Origin of the sequence: Pricia antarctica, from assembly GCF_900101815.1 — a bacterium.
GTDB classification, from domain to species: Bacteria; Bacteroidota; Bacteroidia; order Flavobacteriales; family Flavobacteriaceae; genus Pricia; species Pricia antarctica.
Genome location: NZ_FNAO01000001.1, coordinates 544,843 through 568,237 on the forward strand (window position 1 = coordinate 544,843; position 23,395 = coordinate 568,237).

A 23,395-nucleotide genomic window follows, 5' to 3' on the forward strand; every position below is an offset into this window, starting at 1 on the left:
TGGCCGTTACACTATTTTCTTTCACGAACCGTTCTCTGCTCGATCCGTTTCTCATAATCCCTCCCCTGAAAAATACGCTGCACGAAAATTCCCGGAATATGAATTTGATTCGGATCCAGTTCCCCGGCAGGCACCAACTCTTCGACCTCCGCTACCGTGATATTTGCGGACCCACACATACAGGGATTAAAATTCCGTGCCGTCCCTTTAAAAATAAGATTTCCGGCCTCGTCGCCTTTCCAAGCCTTTACGAACGAGAAATCGGCCTTGAAAGCTTCTTCCAAAACATACATCTTGCCGTTAAATTCACGAGTCTCTTTGCCCTCGGCAACCTCGGTGCCATAACCGGCAGGGGTGTAGAACGCAGGGAATCCGCCTTGGGCGGCCTGACATTTCTGGGCCAATGTGCCTTGGGGAGTCAGCTCGACTTCCATTTCACCGCTGAGCATCTGCCGCTCGAATTCCTTGTTTTCGCCCACGTAGGATGCAATCATTTTCTTTATCTGATGTTTTTGTAGCAGCTGGCCCAACCCGAAATCATCGACCCCGGCGTTGTTCGAGATACAGGTAATATCCTTAATATTCAAACGCACCAGTTCGGCAATGGCATTCTCGGGAATACCGCACAGGCCAAAACCACCGAGCATAAAGGTCATTCCGTCCTTCACTCCTTCCAGAGCCTTTTGAACGCTGTCTACTGTCTTTTTGATCATAATCGTTTAAATTGATGGGTTCCGAGTTATACTATCATCTAAATTTACGCATTTTAAATAAAAAAAGCCTTTTGCTTATTTGATAAAGCAAAGGGCTTATAGTAACCATCGTTTAAACGGACCTATGATGAGTTCATTGGGGCCGATCAGAAATCCAAATCGTCGAGATCCTCTTCTACATCGGTATCCTTGGGTTCTTCATCGACCTGTTTGTCACAATCGAGATTGATGGTCATATCTTCCGGCTTCGTAAATTCTTTATCGGAAATACCCAAATCCTTATTTTTATAGTTTGCCTTCATATATAGGCCCCAAATAGGCAAGGCCATTGCCGCACCCTGTCCGTATAGCGTCCTATCAAAATGGATCGGCTTGTCTTCCCCGCCTACCCATACACCTGTAACTAAATTCGGCACTATGCCCATAAACCAGCCGTCACTTTGGTTTTGGGTGGTACCGGTTTTTCCGGCGATTGGGTTGGTGAATTCGTAGGGATATCCGGTTACAATCTCTTTATATACGGTTACGTCCTTTTGGGATGAATGCCTTAGTCGGGCACCCGAACCGCTTTCGGTTACGCCCTCCATTAAATTCAACATGGTATAGGCCACCTCTTTGCTCAATACATCGTTGGTTTCCGGCACGTACTCGTAAAGCACCGTACCGTTCTTGTCTTCGATACGGGTCACCATGACCGGCTTCACATAAACTCCTTGGTTGGCGAAGGCACCATAGGCGCCCACCATCTCATAGACGTTAAAAGTGGGCGTACCCAGGGCTATGGAGGGTACTTCGGGAATCGGTCGGGTCAAACCCAAGTTTCTAACCATTGAAACCACCGATCCCGGACCTACCCTATCAATCAGTTGCGCAGTTACGGTATTGACCGAGTTGGCCAAAGCATCTTTTAGGGTATATTCTCTCCCTGAATAGCGTCCATCAGAATTCTTGGGGCACCATGGTTCGGGATTACCATGTTTGCCGGCCTCAATACAGTACTGGGTATCCGGAAATTTATCGCAGGGCGACAAACGTAGCTGGTCAATCGCAGCGGCATATACGAAAGGTTTGAACGTAGAGCCTACCTGCATCGATCCTTGTATCACGTTGTCATATTGAAAGTGACGGTAATCGATACCACCCACCCAAGCTTTTACATGGCCGGTCTGGGGTTCCATGGACATCATGGCAGCCCGTAAAAAAGTTTTATAATAGCGAATGGAATCCATCGGGGTCATGATGGTGTCTTTTTCCTTGGCGTCGCTGGTCCAATCAAAGACCCTCATTTCCGTTTTTTCGGTGAAAGATTCGCGGATTTCCTTTTCCGATTTTCCTGCGGCCTTCATTACACGCCACCGGGGGGAAGTTTTCATGGCCCTTTCCATGATGCGATCTATTTCAGGTTTTTCCATATCCAAAAAGGGGGCGGTCGGGTTCCGGTCGGGCGTATTCTGATGGAAAAATTCCGCTTGTAGATTCGTCATGTGTTTTTGAACGGCCGCTTCCGCATTGGCTTGCATACGGGAATCTATGGTCGTGTAGATTTTCAATCCATCTAGAAAAAGATTCCAGCGATTCCGTTGGCCCTCCAAGGCCGGTTTAGGGTTTTTAGCAATCCATCGGTTCATAAAGCCCTGCAAGTACATCCTGAAATAGGTGGCCAGACCTTCTTTATGTGATTCCGGATTAAAGCGGATGGCCATTTTTAAGGCCTGCAAAGAATCTTTTTCCTGCTCGGTGATATAATCGTACTTTGCCATTTGCGCCAACACCGTGTTTCTACGATTGACGACCAGTTCTTTTCTTCGGATGGGATTGTAATAGGATGAGTTTTTGAGCATCCCAATCAAGACCGCCGATTCTTCGGTCTTCAGCTCTTGAGGTTCCTTTCCAAAATAAATTTTCGCCGCCGAACGGATGCCGTCCGCATTGTAGAGAAAATCGTATTGGTTGAGGTACATGGCTATGATTTCCTCTTTAGTGTACTGTCTCTCCAAACGTGTGGCAAGTACCCATTCCATTGCCTTTTGCTGTAGGGTCTCGAATTTATTCTTCGAACGCACTCCTACAAAAAGTTGACGTGCCAATTGCTGTGTTATCGTACTTGCACCGCCCTTGGTGCCCAAATAGGCTACCGCCCGCAAAACGCCGAAAGCATCGATGCCCGAATGCTCGTAAAATCGGGCATCCTCGGTAGCGATCAGGGCATTGACCAAATTGTCGGGAAGACTATCGAAAGGGATGGGCGTACGGTTATCGTCGAGATAGAATTTTCCCAAGGTCTTTCCATCCGAGGAAATAATTTCGGTCGCCAGATTGGTCTGCGGATTCTCAAGGTATTCGTATTGTGGCATCGCCCCGAATACTCCCCAAGAAGCTAATAAAAATAGCAGTACTACCGATAGGATACCCGCGGAAAACAGTATCCAGAACCACTTAATAAATATAAAAAAACCTGTGATCTTTTTCTTTTTAGCAGCCTTTGCCATACGGAAGAATTACTGATTACTGATTACTGATTACTGATTACTAAAAATGTAAACTCCAATGTAAAAGTAGCACCACCTACTCCGAACTTTTATCGATCTCAAAGCCGACATCCGTTATACCTTCTAAATTGGCGACACCATTTACGCTACCGTTCTTGCGCATAGCTTGCGATATCCGTATTGTATATACGCCCGAAGTGGGGAAAACGATGTTCTCTTTGTACCAAAGCTTATTCTCCTTGATACTTCCAAAGCCCTTTCCCAACCATGTGCCATCGGGCAATGCCATTTCATACTGAAGGGTATCTTTAACGGTCTCCCCGGTGGGGAATTCCAATTCTGCGATTAGAAATAGATTACTATAGGGAAAAGTGGCATCATTACGTATGTTAATGAACATATTATGCCTTTGAACCGTATCTATTTCGGAAAAGTTAAATTCGATCGTATTGTCTTTGTTCCATGCGCCACCATTAGTGGCACGAAATTCGGATTTTACCAGTTCCGTATTACAGGAAAACAATACTGCAGAAATAGTCAAAATTAATAGGGCGCTACGCATTTTTGGGCCGTCTTCTTTTGTTGTTGTTCGATTTACCTTTGGTATTTTTTTCCTTATTGGTGCTCCGTCCTTGATTTCCCGATTGATTTTTGCCTTTGTTTCTTTTTCGGTTCCGGTTTTTAGATTTTTTGGGGCGGTCGAAACGGGTTAGGCTATCTTGGCCGACCACATTCTCGAACACCTTTTCTTCTTTAACGGAATTATCGACGGTATATTCCTCTAGACTTGCAACTTTTTCCTTCTTTTTGTTCTTTTCCAAAATTTCCCTTACTTGCTCTTTGGTCAGTTCGTGCCAATTTGAGGCATCCTCTTTGTATGAGAACCATAGTATCCCCTTAAAAATGTCCGTTTTTTGGCAGAATGCGAGTCCTTTTTCGGTGTAGAGTCTGGTGTCCGTGGATGGAAAATCCTTTAAAGCCTCCAAATACGTATCCAGTTCGTAATTCAGGCAGCATTTAAGCTTTCCGCATTGCCCTGCCAATTTCTGGGGATTTAATGACAATTGCTGGTACCGCGCCGCCGAAGTGGATACCGACCTAAAATCGGTCAACCAAGTGGAGCAGCACAGTTCCCGTCCACAAGATCCGATACCCCCCAAACGCTGGGCCTCTTGCCTATAGCCGATCTGCCGCATCTCGATACGGATGCCAAAAGCCTTGGCCATATCTTTGATCAGCTGCCTAAAATCTACGCGCTCTTCAGCCGTATAGTAAAAAGTGGCTTTCGAACCGTCGCCTTGAAACTCCACGTCGGAAATTTTCATCTGTAAGTCGAGGATGATAGCGATTTCCCGGGCCCGTTTTTTGATCTCTTCTTCGCGATCACGGCATTTTTGCCACTTGTCGATATCGCCCTGTGACGCTTTACGGTACACTTTGGGCACCTCATCGCTCTTAAAATCGACTTTTTTGCGCTTCATCTGCACCTTGACCAGTTCGCCCACTAGGGTGACCATTCCCACATCATGACCGGATTGCGCCTCGGTGGCCACAATATCACCAATGGAAAGGGAAAGGTTTTCGGTATTTCTGAAAAATTCTTTTCTACTATTCTTAAAACGGACTTCAACACAGTCGAACGGCTTGGTACCGTTGGGGAGCGACATGTTCGAAAGCCAATCAAAAACCGTTAATTTATTACAACCATCGGTACCACAAGTTCCGTTGTTCTTGCAGCCCTTGGGTTGTCCGTCCTTACCGGTCGAACAACTGCTACAGCTCATATGTTATATCTTGGTCGTGAAAATACCGTTCGGTCTTTCACGATTAGGTTCGTAAATTACTCTAATGTAAAGGTAATGAATTTTTGATGGGATTTGTAAAAGGTTAGGCCCATGTCTTGTCCTGGATGCAATATGTCGTAATACCTTGAGCCATGGGACTACAACTAGATCAGCTTGAATCTGCCAAGAACGGGACTTTAAATCTTGAAAAAACCAACGAATTCGAGACGATGTACACTCCGTTTCTAAGGGGAAGCTTCGAATGGTAACACCGGTGAACGAACGGGAATTCCGGTGTTTTTACCTTTTAAATTTCAGCACATCGGACCTTCCTTTCTTAAAAATCTTGTTACTGGCCGCCTTGCCCTTCCGCAGTTTTTTCTGTTCCTCGTAGGGCAAGTTATGGACGTCTTTGCAAGCCTCCGAACAACAACTATCCATTTGTTCACCGCAAGCCTCGCATTGAATGAACAAAAGATGACAAGCCTCATTGGCACAGTTGACATGGGTATCGCAGGGTTTTCCGCATTGGTGGCAGTGGGCGATAACATCATCGGTAATCCGTTCGCCGCGACGGTGGTCGAAAACGAAATTTTTTCCTAGGAACTTATTTTCCAGCTTCCTGTTTTCTACTTGCCGGGCGTAGTCGATGATACCGCCCTCCAACTGATACACCTGTTTAAAGCCCTTGTGTTTGTAATAGGCGCTGGCCTTTTCGCAGCGGATACCCCCGGTACAGTACATGACCAGTTTTTTATCCGCTTTATGATCCGCCAAATCCCTTTCGATACTATCCAAAGAATCCCGAAAAGTATCTACATCTGGGGTGAGGGCATTCTTGAAATGCCCGATTTCGCTCTCGTAGTGGTTGCGCATATCGACCAAGACCGTATTGGGATCCTCGATAAGGGCATTGAAAACTTCGGCATTCACATGGATGCCTTTGTCCGTGACATCAAAAGTGGCATCGTTGAGTCCGTCAGCTACGATTTTATGGCGCACTTTCACCTTCAATTTCAAAAAGGAAAGATTGTCTTGCTCGATGGCGATGTTCAGGCGCACATTTTCCAGAAAAGATATGCTATCCAAATGATTTTTAAAAGCCTCGAAATTTTCAGCAGGTACAGATAGTTGGGCGTTGATGCCCTCATGGGCGACATAGATACGTCCGAGCACGTCAAGTGCATTCCACTGGATAAAAAGATGGTCACGAAATAATTCGGGATTGCCGATATGTGCGTACTGGTAGAAAGAGATGGTCAGGCGTTCCTGCCCCGCTTCTTCGATAAGCGTTGCCCTTTCTTTCGCACTTAAGGTATTGTACAGTTGCATGCTATACGAATATTTTAAGTTCAAAAATTAATGAGGATGCAAAGATAGGGATTATTGGGATTAGATCTGGATAGGATATAGATTCGAGGCAGAGAGGATGTGCAGTACGACCGGACTATCCCCACTTTGAACGAAATGCCGGATAGAATTTCCATCCCAAAGGGGAATAAATGCAAAAGAAATAGTAAATTAGCAACCCTCGAAAAAGTACCCTTATCGCATTTAAAATCCCAATTATTAATGTCCAAATCCAAAGAGATGAGTTCCGAAAAAGAAGCAAAATTAAAAGCCCTGAAACTGACCCTTGACAAGCTCGATAAGACCTACGGCAAAGGCGCGGTGATGAAAATGGGCGATAGTGTAGTAGAAGATGTAGAGGCTATTCCCTCAGGTTCTCTCGGGCTTGATATTGCACTTGGGGTCGGCGGTTATCCCCGTGGTCGTGTCATTGAGATATACGGTCCGGAATCTTCCGGTAAAACGACCTTGACCTTGCATGCCATGGCCGAGGCCCAAAAAGCGGGTGGTATCGCAGCTTTTATCGATGCGGAACATGCTTTTGACCGTTTTTATGCCCAGAACTTGGGTGTTGATATCGACAACCTTATTATTTCACAGCCCGACAACGGGGAGCAAGCCTTGGAAATCGCCGATAATCTGATCCGTTCCGGGGCTATCGATATCGTGGTCATCGATTCTGTGGCAGCCCTTACCCCGAAAGCCGAAATTGAAGGTGAAATGGGCGATTCGAAAATGGGCTTGCATGCGCGTTTGATGTCCCAAGCTTTGCGTAAGCTCACCGGGTCGATCAGTAAAACCAAATGTACCGTCATATTTATCAACCAATTGCGGGAAAAAATCGGGGTGATGTTCGGTAATCCCGAAACAACAACCGGTGGTAATGCACTGAAATTCTACTGCTCCGTACGTTTGGATATCCGTCGTTCTACACAAATTAAAGATACCGATGGTAACGTAAAAGGAAATAAGACACGCGTAAAAGTAGTTAAGAACAAAGTGGCACCCCCTTTCAGGACGACAGAATTCGATATCATGTACGGCCAGGGCATCTCAAAGGTCGGTGAGATCATCGATCTCGGTGTCGAATACGAAATTGTCAAAAAGAGCGGCTCTTGGTTTAGCTACGGCGATACCAAACTTGGCCAAGGTAGGGATGCCGTTAAAGCACTTTTGTTGGACAACCCCGAGCTCATGGATGAACTGGACGGGAAGATTCGGGATGCCATCGGGGCATTGAAGGACTGATTTCAATAGCAGTTGGCAGTCGCAGTAAGCAGTTTAGGTTCATTGCTACTTCGTCTCCGTTCAAAAGTTCAAGATTAAAAACGATACCCTTTAGAGAACCTAAACTTGGTTATCGGTCGTTTGCAACAAATAGCCGGAAACGTACGTTTTAAAAAAACTTAGTTTCTATGCCAAATTCAAAATAAGGCACAACGCTACTGTAAAGCGTTGTGCTTTTTTGCGTTAAGCGGCCTGCGAAAAGCCTTGAGCGAAAATAGTCCACTTTCCAACGCAACCTTTTCTAATTGCTTTCATCTAGTAGAAAAAGAAGTAATAGTATGAAACGATTATATGTATTGTTATGTGCCGGTATAGTGGCCGTAATATCCGTGTCTTGCAGCCTTGATGACGACCAGACGAATTTTAAGTATGCCACGTTAAAAACGGTGAGCGCTAATTTGCCCGATACCTTTGAGTTAGGTAAGGTCTATAAAATTGATGTGAAAATGCTGCGACCAAATGAATGCACGTATTCTGAAACCTTCGATGTGAGTCGCGATTTTACCGATTCTACGAATATAAGGACCGTTGCGGCCATCGGAATCGTTCTCGATCAGGCGGATTGCGCTGTAGTAAACGATTCAATTCAAGATTCTTTCCAATTCGAGGTCATTTATTCGAACCCGTACGTATTTAAATTTTACACCGGTGACGATGAAAATGGCGAGGCCGAATTCTTGGAAATCGAAGTACCCGTAAAACACAATTAGTAGCCCGCAGAACGGTCATACTTCCTATACTATTTCAAAAGTAAATTGGTATTATATTTGGAGTGGTATAACCGTATTTAATCTAACCAAGAAGTTTGAGTCTCGAAGAACTCATTGATAGTTGCAAGCAGGGTAACAGGAAGGCGCAAGAACAATTGTACAGGGAATACTCCCCTAGCTTGTTCGGCACCTGCCTCAAGTATTCGCGCAATAAAACGGAAGCCGAAGACAACCTGCACGACAGTTTCATCACCATTTTTGATAAAATAGGACAATATACCGCCAAGGGTTCTTTTGAAGGATGGGCCAAGCGTATTGCCGTAAACACGGTGATGCAGAAATACCGCAAAGAGGAGCATTTAAAGGTGGTCAACGATAATTTAGAGGATGACCGCGAAGTCGAGGTAGATTCGGACTATGCCCATATCGGACTGGATACGCTTCTGGGCTATATTCAAGAATTGCCCAACAAATATCGATTGACCTTTTGTATGTATGTCTTAGATGGATATTCCCATAAGGAAATCGGAGCGCTTTTGGGCACCTCGCCAGGCACCTCGAAATCGAACTTGGCGCGGGCCCGATTGATACTAAAGGAAAAGATCGAAACCAAACGTAATATCGCTATCATCGGTATACTTCTATTTATCATTTTAGAAAGTTGTTTTTAGACAGGCAAATGCAATACCTAAGCCCTAAAAATGGATAAGAAAAAATTAGACGAACTCTTTCGGGAGAAGTTCAAGACCTTTCGGGAAGTCCCCGATAAAAAGGTCTGGACGGCTATCGAAAATTCGCTGGACAAAAAGCGAAAAAAGAGGGCAATTCCGTTGTGGTGGCAATTGGGCGGGGTAGCTGCGGTCTTGGCAATAGCGCTTTTTACTTTCTATTCGTTAACTGATTCGGAGGATGAAACCCCTGCAATTAGCAATACCGAAAAGAAGAATGTCAAAGACATCGAACAGGATGATCTCGATGCCGGTTTGAAGAAGGATGAAAAGGATGCTTTGCAAATTCCGGAAACCACAGAAGATGCCGTAGTAAATAGTTCTGGGGATACCGACTTGGAAAACACCGAAAAGTATCCTGCTGCCGAGGTCGATGGGGTTTCGGGCTCACAGAAATCCTACAGCGTCTATAAAAGCAAGGAACAAAAGGATGCTTTTCAGATTTCGGAAATCGACAAAGATGCTGTAGCCGATAGCAGGAAAGAAGATGAAGATACCGATAAGTATTCTAATCCGAAGACCGGTGCAGATTCTTTTCAGGATACGCTGCCGGATACTGATGTTTCGATTACGGATGCTACATTCCCTAAAGATAATAGCACGAAGGATTCCGTCACCAATTCTCCTGAAAAAACCGAGTTAACGACGAAGGAACTGGTTACTACTAGAAAGAATGACGATAGAGATTATGCATCGGAGGATAAAAAGAATATCGTTAAAATGGATAAACCCCATGTTATAGGCGATGAAAATAGGGATGCTGTCGCCATAGCTGAAGCAAATACATCGAAGAAAACGGATACTTCAAAAAAGGAGTCCATGAAAAACCCCCAAGATGGGACAGTGGTGAATCAAGAAAATCCAAAAACAATCTCTGAAAACCAAGAACGGGCCATCGCCCAAAATGATCAAATCGAAAAAGAAGGTACTAATACTAACGAAAATAAAAAATCCATTTTCAAAGCTCTCGAAGAGCAGGTCGGAGAAGAAAAGATAGCCCAAGAACCCAGCAGTCGTTGGTCGGTCGGACCAAATGTTGCCCCAGTTTACTTTAACGCTATGGGCGAAGGATCACCCATTGACCCGGGTTTTTCGCCAAATGCAAAGTCAGGTAGTACCAATTTAAGCTATGGAGTATCAATTGCTTACGACGTAACTAAAAAATTAAGAGTCCGTTCGGGCATACACAAAGCGGAATATGGGTATAATACTAATAATGTAGGGTTTTCACCGACATTGGCGGCATCCACAAGCGGCAGGTTGCAAAATATTGACTTCGCCAGTGGTTCGGTAAATTTTGCTGAAAGCAGTCCCAATTCAAATTTGGATTCCTCCAACGACTTGGCTCCGGAGTTCAGTTCCTTGAATGCCGCCCGTGATGGCACTATAGCCCAAAGTTTCGGTTATCTCGAAGTGCCTTTGGAACTCGATTACGCCTTAATCGACCGTAGGTTCGGCGTGAATTTGGTGGGCGGTATCAGCTCTTTGTTTTTAATCGATAATTCCATCATCCTGAATTCCGGTGAACTTACGACCGAAATCGGCGAGGCCCGTAATTTGAACGACCTTAACTTTAGCACCAATATTGGGTTTGGCGTCAATTACAGGTTTACCCCAAAGGTTCAGCTGAATATCGAGCCCGTTTTTAAATACCAATTGAACACTTTTTCAAATGTTTCGGGTGATTTTCGGCCGTTTTCGATTGGGGTGTACAGCGGGCTGAATTTTAAGTTTTAAAATTTTCTTTAGTCCCACAACCTAAGTTTTTTCGCCTATCTACCGGTGGATTTTCAATAAAATTGGAGAATTTAACGTGTTTCCAGTTCCGTTAGAATTACATGCCTAACCTCCTCCCTAAGACTCCCCTTATCCTCTTCCCCTAAAAGTCCCGTTTCAAAAAAGCGATGCACTTTTGCTCGAATTATCCCTGGTCCTCCACTAAAAAACGAGAAGGGAAACCGCCTTTTATTATCGAAGAAGGTCATCGGCACTACCGGAATTGTATGGGCAATGGCCATCTTAAAAGCGCCATCCTTAAATGTGTCCAATACAACAGTTTCGTCATCGGGCACACCTCCTTCGGGAAAAATACAGATACTGAGGCCTTGGTTCAAACGTTTTTGCGCCCGGCGATAGACTCCAGTTCTGCTTTTGGTATCCTCGCGGTCTACCAAGATACATACCCGTTTGTAGAAGAATCCGAAAAGGGGAATCTTTACCAATTCCTTTTTACCCACAAAAACAAAAGGATTTTTATTAACGTACAGCATCAACATAATATCGAGCATGCTAGTATGATTTGCCACCAACATATAACTTTTTTGGCTTTGCATTCGCTGCTCCCATTCGACTTTTGGCGGACATCCCATCCCATATAGAATTGGGGTCGCCCATAAATTCCGTGCCATCCAAAAAAATTGCGGATACCATTTTTCGGAAAGCGTGGCCAACACTAAAAAAGGAAAAAAAACTATAATGGGCAGGGTCACCAAAATATAGAACCAAATACGGTATAGGGTGTACCCTATTTTTTTAAGAAACACAGGCATTGATTACATGTAATGATTTCATTGGGTATTGCCGATTTCTCTATCTTTGGCCTCCCATGTGATAAAACCGGCTTTATAAGCGGAACGGTTAGAGATCCAGATTCGTGCAAATTAGTGTAATTCGTTTCGACCTTGGACTTGAATCGCGCTAAATTGTACTAAAATTTGGAAGTAAATTATCTACCGGTAATATTAAGAGGCATTTAGCAGAAATTATTTTTCATTTCCCGAGGGAATTCTCGAGAAATGAAACTCATGAAGAATCAACGAAAAAAATGGCAAGAATCTTAACAGGCATACAAAGCACGGGCACCCCGCATTTGGGCAACATTTTAGGGGCAATCATGCCGGCAATTGAGATGGCTCAAAATCCCGAAAACGAATCCTTTCTTTTTATTGCGGACATGCATTCGTTGACCCAAGTAAAAAATCCCGAACAATTACGACAGAATACCTATGCTATTGCAGCCACTTGGCTCGCTTTCGGCCTAAATATCGACAAAACTGTTTTCTATCGCCAGAGCGATGTGCCTCAAGTCACCGAACTGACCTGGTATTTGAGCTGTTTTTTTCCGTATCAGCGCCTTACCCTTGCCCATTCCTTTAAAGACAAGGCAGACCGATTGGGGGATGTCAATGCGGGACTCTTCAGCTATCCCATGCTTATGGCAGCCGATATTCTTTTATACGACGCCAATATTGTACCTGTTGGGAAAGATCAATTGCAGCATATCGAGATGACCCGCGATGTGGCTTCCCGTTTCCATGCCCAGATGGGAGAGGTTTTCGTAATTCCCGAAGGCAAGGTACAGGAGCAGACCATGTACGTACCCGGTACCGACGGTGAAAAGATGAGCAAAAGTAGGGGCAACCTCATCAACCTTTTTCAAACGGACAAACAGCTGCGTAAACAAATCATGGGCATTCAAACCGATAGTACGCCCATGGAAGACCCGAAAGATCCGGCCACCGATACTATTTTTGCACTATATAAACTATTGGGTTCCGTTGAACAGGTCGAAGAAATGAGCGCCAACTACCTCGCCGGAAATTACGGATATGGACATGCCAAACAGGCGTTGTTCGAACTCGTTCTACAAAAATTTGATGATGCCCGTGAGAAGTATGACTACTATATCAACCATCTAGATGAAGTGGAACAAGCCCTTGCCGTGGGTGCCGCAAAGGCGAAAAAAGTGGCGGATAAGGTGTTGGAAAGGGTCAGGAACAAGTTGGGCTACTAAGTATGAAAACATACCACCCAGTTTGTTTTTCAACGGATGTTTGACGGAATAAAATCACTACTAAAACAATAAAGGTCGGATTTCATCGATAAAGCATCCTTTTTTCCTCATGTCATCGATAAACGGAAATGGTACTGACCGATGGGTCGGTATGAGGGGTGTCTAGACCAACTTCTTAAACACGTACCGCTTGTTCAAATACAACAAAACAACCGGCGGAAAAATCAAGAGGCAACAGCTTAAGGCACCGTAATAATAATTCGCTTCCTTGATAAACAAGAACACTTTGATGGTCAGCGTCTGTACTTTGCCAATGCCGATAATCGAGGTCAGGCCGTATTCGAACCAGGATATCAGGAAGGTCTGGAAAAAGCAGATTAAAATTAGTCCTTTCGCCAAAGGAAATAGCACTTTTATAAAGGTCTGCCATCGGTTTCCGCCCAAGGTGGCGACCAAGTCTTCGTAGCTTTTTATCTTTTTATTCCAAAAACTGCTGAAAAATAAGAGGGCATAGGGAAAGGCGATGATGAACTGGGCGACGATGACACCCGTGATATTTCCGAACAGGCCCATTTTAAGGAAGAAAAAACTGAGACAGGCCGCAAAAACGACGGGAGCCAATATATAGGGGAAATAGGCCAGCAAGGTCAAGGTGTTTTTCTTTGGATGGTAGAATACCGCACGGCTGATCAGAAATCCAGAGGTCGTGGAAACGATCGCTACGGATAAGGATATTAGTAAGGAGGATACAAAACTTTCGAGAAGCCCTGCCTCCGAACCTAAGATGGTCGCCCAGTTTTTCAGCCCGAAATAGGAGGGTAGCAGGTCGGGAAACCGCCATTCGGAAGACAAGGATAGCAAGACAAGGTATACGAACGGAAACAGGATCAACAGCACCGCCACGCTTAGCGCAAATGGTTTCCAACTAAGCATTCGTTTCGACTCCCTTTTTCCTGATTCCACATATTTTGATAACGGTGACTTCACTTCCAACTTTTTAAATATCTCGTGCCTTAGAATCTTTGAAGTATCGCCAGAACCTCAAACTCTTGAAAATCAATTCCAATTTATTTTAGCCCTCCTTAATGTTCATACATACGACCTTTTCTGGGAAAGAAAAGCACTATTGCTGCCGCCGAAACTATCAAGGTATACATCACCGCGACCACATAGCCTTCTGATATTTTATCGAGATCGTACTGTTTTATTTCCCGGATGATCAACACGGATAGCATTTGCGGGGATTCCCGACCTAATATAAGGGGGACTTCATAAGCCCCTAGTAAAAAAATAAAATACAGCACAATCAGCACCCGTGTTTTTTTGATCAAAATGGGCAAGGATATGCGCTGGGTGACCTGTTTGGCGTTCGCGCCCAGCGATTGCGCCAAGATGGATAGTTCTTCGATACGTTCGTTTTTGTAAACGTTCAAAAAGAGCAGTACAAAAAAGGGCATGATCATCGTGATAAAAGAAAGTAGGATACCGAAAGCCAAGGCGTCGTTAACAAGGTCAGGAAACTGTGAGGCTTCGGTTATCCACCCCAATTGATAGCTTAGGCGCGCAAAAAATCCACCTTTTGAGAAAAGTTGAAAGGTAAAGAACCCGGTGACGATACCCGGAACCGCCAAAGGCAGGTAAATGATGAAGGACAGGAATTTTTGCTCCAAACGTTTTCGGAATTTTAGAGTCACCCATAAGGCTCCCCCTACCGAGACGGCCACAGCGACCAAGGCAATCAAAAAACTGTATAAAAAAGACGTGAAAAATTCACCGGAAGCTAATACCGATGTCCAAAATTCAGTGGTAAAGCCCTTGTTGGCTACCCCAATGACCCCAAAACTATACAGCAGTGCATAGATAAACGCGGCCACAAATGGCACTACGCCAATGGCAATGAAAAGGATAATTCCGAAATTTAGCCTTTTATTTTTCAATGACTTGGGTTCTAAAATCCTCATAAAGACGAATCATATATTCGGGGGCCGGTTCGGCGATAGCGTTCTTTTCCAGCTGTTTCATTTCAGGGCCATATTGGCGTTTCGCGACCGTTTTGAACTTTTCTTTCCAATCCGAAGGCAGGCTTTCAATGTCTAAGACGGTATTTGAGTTCATTCCATTTACATCCGCTTTTTTCAGTTGGGCTTCTGGGGAAAGCAAAAAATCGATTACCTGCATAGCTCCCGCCTTTTGGGGAGCGTTGTACAGTATCCCAAGATAATTTGAATTCTTAATCGTACCGTTTTCCCAGGCATACCCGCGGGTGGATTTAGGATAAAGACCGTTCAATACTTTTTCTTCGATACCCCCTTCACTAAAACCGTAGACCAACAAAAGTTCGCCGTTGGCATAGAGCTGTCCCATTTTGGATTGTTCTTTGGGAAAGGTACGGCCTTCCTTCCAAAAGTATTTTTTGTGACTATTGATATAGTCCCATAGTTTTTTAGAAAGCGAGTTATACTTTTCTTCGTCGAACGGGCCATCGAGACTGTTGGGACTTCCGCCGATTTCTGCCATAAAACTTTTGAGAAGTGTCATGCCCGTGAAATCATTGGATATGGTAAAGGTGCCCGGATACCGCTCGAGATATTCGGTCAATTGCGGCAGGTTTTTCGGAGGATTTTCAACCTTGACAGAATCGTATACGATAGCAAATTGATTGATACTCCACGGGGCTTCCATGCCCTTTACAGCTTGTTGGAAATCCGTATTTATAAACGGGTCGTTCATATTGACAAGTTTCGCATTCGGCAGTTGCTTTACAAACGGACCCCATAAGCCATCGACCTTGCGGAGTTGGAAAAAGGTCTCGCCATTTATCCAGACCATGTCGACTTGCCCACTTAGAATGTCCGCCTGTTTTTCGCCCATCACCAATTGAACGATTTCGGGACCTTGGCCGCCGCTGATCTTCAGATTGATATGGTATTTTTCTTTGACGGATGGTACTACGTAATTGTTAATGTAGTCGTTGATTGTGGGGCTGCCTTGCCACATCATGAAATTGACGGTGGTGCCGTTCGCCTTCTTAGTTATTTCTTGCCACGGGGCTGTTTTTAGCGCTTGGTCGTCGTTTATTGCCTTTTCGGAGCAGGACAGGATGACAAGAATAAACAAAATTGGAAACAGTGTTTTTTGGAGGATGGACATATTTCTTAATTTAATTCAAATTAGTTTGTTGGCGTGCTGATGCTTACCCTTATAGTAGGCTTGACAGATTGCCGCGTCTTAACTTACCGGTCGGCAAGTTGCAACTCGCAATTACTGCTTGCCACGACAGTCCTATCGGCAAACGCTCCTCACAATAACTGTTTACTGCAACCGCATCTGTCAACTATTCCTTCTCCCACCATCCTTTGCTGTTGATATCATCTCCACCAATACGCTCGACCGCTTCGGCGTAGTTGGCACTATTGGTCGCCTGCTCGGATTCTGGATAAAAATACCGAACGGGATATCGATTGTCATTAAGATTATCAGGGCCGGGTTTTAGGTTGGGAATTCCGGTTCTCCTTACATTGAACCAAGCCTCATGTCCGTTGGAAATTAGGCTTAGCCATTTTTGCATCAATATTTTATTGAGGTTGTCGGTGCCATTGAGAGCGATAGCGGTCCTTGTAAAATAATCGGATGGCAATTCGACGCCGTAGTATGCGAAACTTGCAGCGATTCCATTTTGGTAGAAGGTTTCGACATCTCCAATGATATAGCCCCTTTCCGCTGCTTCCGCCAAGGCGAACTGTACTTCGGAATATTGCATAATCTGGGCATCCACACCATCGGGAACTTCCCTGAAAATAGTACCGAAGGGGGAAATATCATCCAAATTAATACCGGCAGCCGATATGGTTTCCCGGTCTTGTCCGTTTAACAGACCTTTATAGGCAGGATTGCCTGCCTGTACGCTAACTTCTGTAGGCTTATACAACACGGTCACTCGTGGATCGTTCCAAAGGGTTAAAACGGAATCGACGGTTCGCGTCATACGATGCTCCAAATACAGGCCCAAGGAAGAATTGACCAAGGGATATTGATTGGGTGCGGCACTTAAGTAGGGTACTACAGCGTTCTGGTCGTTGCTTTCCATCAGTTTTCCAGAATTGGCCAAGGCCTGCAGTTCGGAAAAATCGGTCAGCCTTTTGCTGATACGTAGCAAGTAGCGCAGGCGCAACGAATTGGCAAAGCGTACCCATTTATCGAGATTTCCTGCAAACATGACATCGCCCTGAATGGACGAATTGGAATTTTCCAAGGTAGCAGCCGATTGCTCCAAGCTGGCAAGAATACCGGTTTCAGGGTCGGTATAAATACTTTCTTGGGTATCGTATTTCGGGGTGAACTGTCCGTCAAGTGCTTTTAGGGCATCGGTAAAGGGCACATCGCCCCAAAGATCGGTAAGCTGCGAGAACATATAGCTCTGCATAATATCGCCCACGGCGGCATAAGCTTCGTTGGATCCTTCGGATTTTTTCATAGATTCGATATCGGTCAACAACCGGAAAATGGTGTTCCAATACTCGCTATTCGTGCCCATTTCATAGCGGTCGATACGTTCGAACTCCACACTGGCAGCAAACTGGGCTAGGTAATTGGCCAACCGAAATCCCTGATAAAAGGCGTTTTGATCCGCCTCGACCGATATGACGTTGGCCAACAAAAACTGGGGTCCCACATTTTGGGGGGAGTTTGGATTTTCGTTAATGCTTTCGAAATTATCGGTACAGCTGGCCGTAAACAGGGCGATGCTGAAAAGGGTTAAAATATATTTTGTTTTCATATTATTCCTTTAACTATTTTTTTAATTGAAAAGTGGTTTGAGGGTTTAATTTTTATTGGTCAGCCCCTTCCCCCTTCGATATTTTTGCTTTCTATTGCTGCGCTTGTCGGAGACATGCAAAAAAAGAGGAGAATTTTCTATCCCTCTTTTTAGTAGCCTATGGAATACTATTAGTTGTAAATTTTTTTCATTTGAATTCAACTCAAAATACTATTACTTCCGATCAAAACTCAGTTTTCAAACTAAACCCAAAGCTTCTTGTAGACGGATACGAAAAATCATCAACCCCGTAAATAACGCTTCTTTCTTGAACAGCGTTGAGCTCGGGATCGAAATGGGGGTTTTCGGTGAACAACAATAAATTACTGCCTACTACTCCCAGTTTTATCTTTTCGAACCCTATGGAGTTGGTCAGCTTGTCTGGAAGGTTATAGTACAAAGCCACTTGCCGAAGTTTTACGTACGATGCGCTATACAAAGCGCTGGCCTCGTTGCCGCGATCATAAAAATTGTTGTAGAACGAACTGGCCGGCACCGACGTTGCATTTGGAGCGTATTGTGGATTTTCAACCGTACCCACGTTGACGATTCCATCCCCGATGACGCCATCCTCACGGCCTACCAAGGTTTCCTTTAAAACCCCGGAAGTACTTCCTAGGGCCTTGATCCTAGAGACTATGGTACCGCCTTTACGCCAATCCCATAAAATCGTCAGATCAAGGCCCTTATAAGAAAATTTATTATTGAATCCCACGGTAAAATCGGGATTATAATTGCCCAATAATCTAAGATTCGGGTCTTGGGTGGGCAGACCGTTCGCACCGTACAGTATCTGGCCGTCGACCTCTACAAAGCCCGTACCGTACATATCGCCTACTCGCCCGTCTTTACGGGCGATATACAACACTTGATTGCCCCCGGCACCGGAAAAAATATTGGCCGAACCCGTCACGAACTGATCGACACCTTCGGGCAATTCGGTCACAATGCTACGATACATCGAGTAATTCAGGGAAGATTCCCATTTAAAATCAGTAAGACGCACAACGGCTCCGTTCAAGGATGCCTCGAAACCCCTTGTACGCACTTCGCCGCCGTTGACGTTAAAATTCGCAAAGCCACTGGTCTGGGAAATGGGCCGGGAGATGATCTGGTCAATACTGGTATTTTGATATCCTGCCAGATCCAACTGTATCCTTCCGTTTAAAAACCAAGCTTCGACTCCCGCCTCGAGTGCGTTCAACCGTTCGGGTTTTAGGTTGGCGTTCTTTAGTGCCGTTTCGTTGGTCACACGGGCAGCGGCACCGTAGTTTTGGTTGAACAGAAAGCTCTGCGCATTTTGATACGGGTCGGTATCGTTTCCTACACTAGCCGCGCTTAATCGCAAATTTAAATAGGATATCACATCAGGGAACTCAAACATATTGCTTACTACATAGCTCAGACCAGCGGAATAATATCCGAAGAAATTGCTGTCACTGGGCAACGTGCTGCTCCAATCGTTCCGGTAGGTAAGGTCAAGGTAGAGGGAATTTTTGTACCCCAGATTACCCGTGCCGTAAACGCTGTTGATGCGCTTATCGAACACTTGGCTGTTTCCTTTTAACGGGGTACGTGAATTGGCCAAGGTATAGACCCCGGGAACGGAAAGCTGCGAGGCTTCGTCAAATTTGTATCGGATGCCCTGATCCAAAATATTGCTTCCTGCTGAAATTGTATATTTCCAATCATCGGCTATCGTATCGGAATAGGACAACAGCAGGTCGGCATTTACTTCCCTGAACCGTACAACATCCTCTCTATAGCTACCCAAGGGGTTGTTATTGGTACTTACCGCCCTTCTGAATTCGCGGTTATCATCATACGTATCCATACCGACGCGTACACCAAGGCTCAGTTTATCCGTAAATTTATAGGTACCGGAAACATTCCCCAAAATTCGGTTTTTGTTAAAACTGTTGGTGTTCTCAAAGACGGTCAAGTAGGGATTCGTCAACCAGAGGTAGTTGATATCATAATGCTGTATCCCTGATTGTCCGGCTTGCCAGTAGTCTTTCAGGGCCGAAATATCGGTCTGCCTACCCGTCCAGTTGAAACCGTAAAGCGGATTTTCATAACCATACCCCAAGTTGGGCCGGTTGCCGCTTCTACTATTAATGTAGTTCACAAAAGCCTTGACCTTGAGATGTTCGCCCACGTTTTGATCCAAGCTTATCGCCAGACCGTCCCGTTTCAGGTCTGTGTTCGGTACGATACCATCGTTTCGAAGGCCGCTATAGGAAATACGACTGCTGCCGTTATCACCAGATGAAGTAATAGCAATATTGTTTTGGTTGGTAATCCCGGGCTCAAAAAAGTTGCGCACGTTATCGGGCCGTGATATCCATGGGGTAGGGGTAATCGCAGAAAAAGAGCCGTTCGGTAAGGTTCTTGCGATTACGTCGCCGCCCCTAACCACATTGCCGTCAATATCGGTAGACGGACTATCGAACTGGGCGATCAGCTGCCCTTGGTCCAACCGCGGGCCATAACTACTGATACCCCCATCGTTGGTTCCTGCACCGATACCGTTCTGAAAGGCATATTGGCCGTTCGACCCAAGTCCATACTCGTTCTGGTAGTCGGGCAGGGTCAACAGAGTTTCAATGGTCAGGGAACTGCTGATGCTTACGCCCAATCCCTTGTGTCGACGCCCCCGTTTGGTAGTAATGACCACGACGCCGTTCGCAGCGCGGGCACCATAAAGCGCAGCTGATCCCGCACCCTTTAAAATGGAAATGGAAGCAATGTCATCGGGACTTATCTCCGATCCGCCGTTGCCGTAATCCACTTCCTGCAAGGCTCCGTCGTTGACCAAATCGCTGGTAATCTGTTCATTGCTGATGGGCACGCCATCGACCACAAAGAGCGGCTGGTTACTTCCGCTCAAGGAATTTTCACCCCGGATAATAATCCGCGAAGAAGAGCCGACCCCGGAAGAGCCGTTGGTAATCTGCACCCCGGCCACTTGCCCCGCCAAGCTGTTTACCAAGTTGGTCATTGGCACCTCAGTTAACTGTTCGGGCGTTACGGTAGTAACCGCGGATACCAAAGACTGCCTTTCGCGTTCGATGCCCAAGGCAGTGACCACGATTTCCTCTAACTGCTCCGAAGACGTTTCAAGCGTAATGGTACTGGACAAGTTTCCCCCTTCTACGGAAATCTCCAAAGGTTTAAAGCCGATCGACGTAATGCTTATCGTAAAATCGGTGGCTTCGGTGGTGATGGTGAAAAGCCCTTCGACATCAGCGGTCGTGTAATTATTCGTGCCCAATTCCCTTACCGCAGCAAAAGGTATGGGCCTGTTTTCGGTATCTACCACCGTGGCGGTGTAGGTGTTTGTCTGGCAAAATGCCATAGCCGCACAGAGCTGCAATAGCCCTATCAGTGCTGTGTTCATGTAGTGGAATAAAATTATCTTGAATTGTTTTTCGGATGGATGTTCCGCAGGTTTACGGCATCTTTAAATAACCATCACGAGTGCAAGGCTACGCAGCCTTTCGAACACTTTCGGTATAGGTTTGGGTGTTTGGGGGACCACGAAGAGTCAAGAAAGAGGGATGCACATCGATAAAAGTGATAGCTACCCGATGGCCGCAACTAACTTTTGAACGAAATAAATGTATGAGGATAAAATCTACCAAAAAACGGTCCGAAGTACGCTGGACAAATTGTAAAAGGGATGCTGTATCATCGATATCGGAAAAGAAATCTAATGAAAAGCTGCCGCCTTGCTGCCAATAGACACTTTTTGCAAGGGCATCGCAAAGGGAATCTTGGAGCCAAGGAAGGTTTAAAAACTCATCGGTATTAAAAAGGGAACCGTTCAGCCCGAGCAAGTAAACCCCGCCATCGGTCGATGGGCCGACCACCAAATCGTTTTGTTGCATTTCGGCGATAGCCTTACGTAGGGTCTCCGCATTAAGCTCGGGGGCATCGTTGCCGATGGAAACCACTTTAGAATAGCCTTTGTCAAAAAGGTCCTGAAAGGCGTTGGCGTAGCGCTCGCCGAAAGTATGGCCCCGTTGTTTGCCCTCGTCGATAAAATAAACGTCCGCCCCGCTGGCGGAGGCAAGTTTTTTGGTGCGGCCGATCAGGATGTCGAAAAATTCGCCCGCGCCCTGCTTTTTGCCCCCACCGAACAGCCTTTTTCTCTCGGCTTCCCGTCTAGCGGAAAGCGAAAAAATAAGTACGGCGGTATCCCTGTTTTTTTGGTCCATGAATTCGATTGGTCGTCAAACCTGAAGAAAACTTATTTTCTGATGCAAATTAGTGAAGAAGAAGATAATCTTACCTTGGATTTTGAAATTTAGTTGCTTTTTCTTACAAAACAATTAGGTTGGTTCTCCCAGAAAAATCTCTTAGAACTCAAGATACGTTTCCTTTGCCTGCGACAGCTATTATTGTTAGGTTCTGGGATGCCATAGTTACTTTAGTTCTAGTGGATCAACTTTAGGCTTTGCGCAATCTCACTTCCGTTCAAGTTTAATGTCGTTTTCGTCCCCAAGCAATTCCACGGTCTTATAATCCGAAGAAAATTGATAATTAAGCACTACGTTCGACCTCTTTGTAGTCAGGATAAGTTCTTCTGGGTTAAAAGAACCTTCGAGATAATCGGTTTGGGTCTTTGTACCATCAAAGGACGCATCAACTTTTATCCCATAGATATTGTCTTTGATATGCGTGATGTGATACATGATTTTTTGATTGTCGCTGTCACCAACGGATTCGTAGCTGCCTACGATTGTATCCTCGGACGATGCATTTTTACAACTTACCGACAGCAGTATCAAGCCTATTGTGATTACTGGCATTAGGGTTTTTAAGATTTTCTTCATGGTTCAGCTATTTGTTCGAATGAGGCAGATCGTCATAGGTTTGAGGAATAGTGGATAGGTAGCGATTTTCTGGACGCATTGCAGAGGTACTTTTACAGTTATGCTATCAAATTTACAACTTTTATATAGCAACTATGGTTGTTTTTTATCATCATGCGACCTGCTTAGCAGCGGATAGCAATGAACGAAAGAGAAATAAGCTATAGCTAGCAAGAATAATGGATGCTAGCGAGGATTTTTTTTCTATAAATTCCGTGAATTCGTTTGAAGATAACCGTTTTACGCTAAGAAAGTACGAGGTCTTGTCTCCCTAAATGGGACGGAATGGTTTAAATTTAGTATATTTAATCATACAACCTTAAATATCAATCTATTATGACAACACTAATCAAACCTCCCAAAAGCTTTTGGGTCATTGCCGTCTTAGCATTACTGTGGAACCTCATAGGGGTGTCCCAATTTTTCATGGCCACATTTATGCTTGACTCCATGGTAGCAAATTTACCCGAAGTTCAGGCCGATATGTATAGGTCAATACCCCTGTGGTACACTATTAGTTTTGCTATTACTGTATTTTCGGGACTTTTAGGAGGCATTACCATGTTGCTCCGTAAAAAAATAACGATAGCTCTTTTTGGCATTTCGCTATTGGCCGTACTGGTGGCCCAGGGCTACTGGATTTTAGGAACGGACGTCATGGAAGTTATGGGTACATCTACCGTTATCATGCCGCTGATTGTAATCGTGATTTCAATTTTCCTATATTTCTACAACAAGGGAGCCGCTAAAAACGGATGGTTCAAATAGGGTAAATAGGCGTTCCAATGGTTTGCCGCGAAAGTTTTTCTATTTTAAACCCACCCTTCTACCAACTATCCAGTTTGTGC

General features: G+C 45.0%; 19 protein-coding genes. 6 read left to right on the top strand and 13 right to left on the bottom strand.

What is annotated here, in order from left to right:
- Nucleotides 1–11 precede the first annotated feature (11 nt).
- The 5 genes from BLT07_RS02285 to trhO all read right to left on the bottom strand — a co-directional run bounded on the left by BLT07_RS02285 (nucleotide 12) and on the right by trhO (nucleotide 6,318).
- Nucleotides 12–713 (bottom strand): CoA transferase subunit A, encoded by a 702-nt coding sequence (locus BLT07_RS02285; RefSeq protein ID WP_091865278.1) that lies wholly within the window; start codon nucleotides 711–713, stop codon nucleotides 12–14.
- Nucleotides 714–859: 146 nt separating this feature from the next.
- The gene (locus BLT07_RS02290; RefSeq protein ID WP_091865280.1) at nucleotides 860–3,202 is read right to left on the bottom strand and encodes a penicillin-binding protein 1A; all 2,343 of its coding nucleotides are present in this window, start codon (nucleotides 3,200–3,202) and stop codon (nucleotides 860–862) included.
- 76 nt (nucleotides 3,203–3,278) lie between these two features.
- Nucleotides 3,279–3,764 (bottom strand): gliding motility lipoprotein GldH, encoded by a 486-nt coding sequence (locus BLT07_RS02295; protein WP_091865282.1) that lies wholly within the window; start codon nucleotides 3,762–3,764, stop codon nucleotides 3,279–3,281.
- A complete protein-coding gene (locus BLT07_RS02300) occupies nucleotides 3,757–4,986 on the bottom strand; it encodes a PSP1 domain-containing protein (RefSeq protein ID WP_091865284.1) in 1,230 nt (409 codons plus the stop codon). Before BLT07_RS02300 ends, BLT07_RS02295 begins: the two co-directional genes overlap by 8 nt.
- A 300-nt stretch (nucleotides 4,987–5,286) precedes the next feature.
- The gene (trhO, locus tag BLT07_RS02305; RefSeq protein WP_091865286.1) at nucleotides 5,287–6,318 is read right to left on the bottom strand and encodes an oxygen-dependent tRNA uridine(34) hydroxylase TrhO; all 1,032 of its coding nucleotides are present in this window, start codon (nucleotides 6,316–6,318) and stop codon (nucleotides 5,287–5,289) included.
- Between the two features lie 258 nt (nucleotides 6,319–6,576).
- On the opposite strand from trhO, the gene recA reads away from it, so the two are divergent.
- From recA to BLT07_RS02325, 4 genes are all read left to right on the top strand, one after another.
- Entirely contained in the window at nucleotides 6,577–7,584 is a 1,008-nt protein-coding gene (gene recA / locus BLT07_RS02310) for a recombinase RecA (RefSeq protein WP_091865626.1), read from the top strand.
- A 317-nt stretch (nucleotides 7,585–7,901) separates the two neighbouring features.
- The gene (locus tag BLT07_RS02315) at nucleotides 7,902–8,333 is read left to right on the top strand and encodes a hypothetical protein (protein ID WP_091865288.1); all 432 of its coding nucleotides are present in this window, start codon (nucleotides 7,902–7,904) and stop codon (nucleotides 8,331–8,333) included.
- Between the two features lie 95 nt (nucleotides 8,334–8,428).
- On the top strand, nucleotides 8,429–9,004 hold the full coding sequence (locus tag BLT07_RS02320; RefSeq protein WP_091865290.1) for an RNA polymerase sigma factor: 576 nt from the start codon (nucleotides 8,429–8,431) through the stop codon (nucleotides 9,002–9,004).
- Between the two features lie 30 nt (nucleotides 9,005–9,034).
- Nucleotides 9,035–10,798, top strand: a complete 1,764-nt coding sequence (locus BLT07_RS02325) for an outer membrane beta-barrel protein (protein ID WP_091865291.1) — start codon at nucleotides 9,035–9,037, stop codon at nucleotides 10,796–10,798.
- Nucleotides 10,799–10,869: 71 nt separating this feature from the next.
- Here the strand turns inward: BLT07_RS02325 and BLT07_RS02330 are convergent, their stop codons facing one another.
- Entirely contained in the window at nucleotides 10,870–11,610 is a 741-nt protein-coding gene (locus tag BLT07_RS02330) for a lysophospholipid acyltransferase family protein (RefSeq protein WP_091865293.1), read from the bottom strand.
- 275 nt (nucleotides 11,611–11,885) lie between these two features.
- Here BLT07_RS02330 and trpS point away from each other — a divergent pair, with 275 nt between their 5' ends.
- Nucleotides 11,886–12,854, top strand: coding sequence for a tryptophan--tRNA ligase (gene trpS, locus BLT07_RS02335; RefSeq protein WP_091865295.1), 969 nt, complete (start codon nucleotides 11,886–11,888; stop codon nucleotides 12,852–12,854).
- A gap of 162 nt (nucleotides 12,855–13,016) precedes the next feature.
- Here the strand turns inward: trpS and BLT07_RS02340 are convergent, their stop codons facing one another.
- From BLT07_RS02340 to BLT07_RS02370, 7 genes are all read right to left on the bottom strand, one after another.
- The gene (locus BLT07_RS02340) at nucleotides 13,017–13,841 is read right to left on the bottom strand and encodes an ABC transporter permease (RefSeq protein WP_245726424.1); all 825 of its coding nucleotides are present in this window, start codon (nucleotides 13,839–13,841) and stop codon (nucleotides 13,017–13,019) included.
- 95 nt (nucleotides 13,842–13,936) lie between these two features.
- Nucleotides 13,937–14,791 carry an ABC transporter permease subunit gene (locus BLT07_RS02345; RefSeq protein WP_091865628.1) on the bottom strand — a complete coding sequence of 285 codons (855 nt, stop codon included), beginning with the start codon at nucleotides 14,789–14,791 and terminating at the stop codon, nucleotides 13,937–13,939.
- The gene (locus BLT07_RS02350) at nucleotides 14,781–16,004 is read right to left on the bottom strand and encodes an ABC transporter substrate-binding protein (protein WP_091865299.1); all 1,224 of its coding nucleotides are present in this window, start codon (nucleotides 16,002–16,004) and stop codon (nucleotides 14,781–14,783) included. The genes BLT07_RS02345 and BLT07_RS02350 overlap by 11 nt, the downstream gene beginning before the upstream one ends.
- Before the next feature lie 184 nt (nucleotides 16,005–16,188).
- Nucleotides 16,189–17,631: a SusD/RagB family nutrient-binding outer membrane lipoprotein gene (locus tag BLT07_RS02355; RefSeq protein WP_091865301.1), complete on the bottom strand. Its 1,443-nt coding sequence runs from the start codon at nucleotides 17,629–17,631 to the stop codon at nucleotides 16,189–16,191.
- Between the two features lie 223 nt (nucleotides 17,632–17,854).
- Complete coding sequence (locus BLT07_RS02360; RefSeq protein ID WP_091865302.1) at nucleotides 17,855–21,070, bottom strand: SusC/RagA family TonB-linked outer membrane protein; 3,216 nt, start codon at nucleotides 21,068–21,070, stop codon at nucleotides 17,855–17,857.
- Between the two features lie 88 nt (nucleotides 21,071–21,158).
- Nucleotides 21,159–21,890: a TIGR04282 family arsenosugar biosynthesis glycosyltransferase gene (locus BLT07_RS02365; protein WP_091865304.1), complete on the bottom strand. Its 732-nt coding sequence runs from the start codon at nucleotides 21,888–21,890 to the stop codon at nucleotides 21,159–21,161.
- Between the two features lie 249 nt (nucleotides 21,891–22,139).
- A complete protein-coding gene (locus BLT07_RS02370) occupies nucleotides 22,140–22,508 on the bottom strand; it encodes a hypothetical protein (protein WP_091865306.1) in 369 nt (122 codons plus the stop codon).
- Nucleotides 22,509–22,883: 375 nt separating this feature from the next.
- Between BLT07_RS02370 and BLT07_RS02375 the strand changes: the two genes are divergently transcribed.
- Nucleotides 22,884–23,315, top strand: coding sequence for a hypothetical protein (locus BLT07_RS02375; protein ID WP_091865308.1), 432 nt, complete (start codon nucleotides 22,884–22,886; stop codon nucleotides 23,313–23,315).
- Nucleotides 23,316–23,395 lie beyond the last annotated feature (80 nt).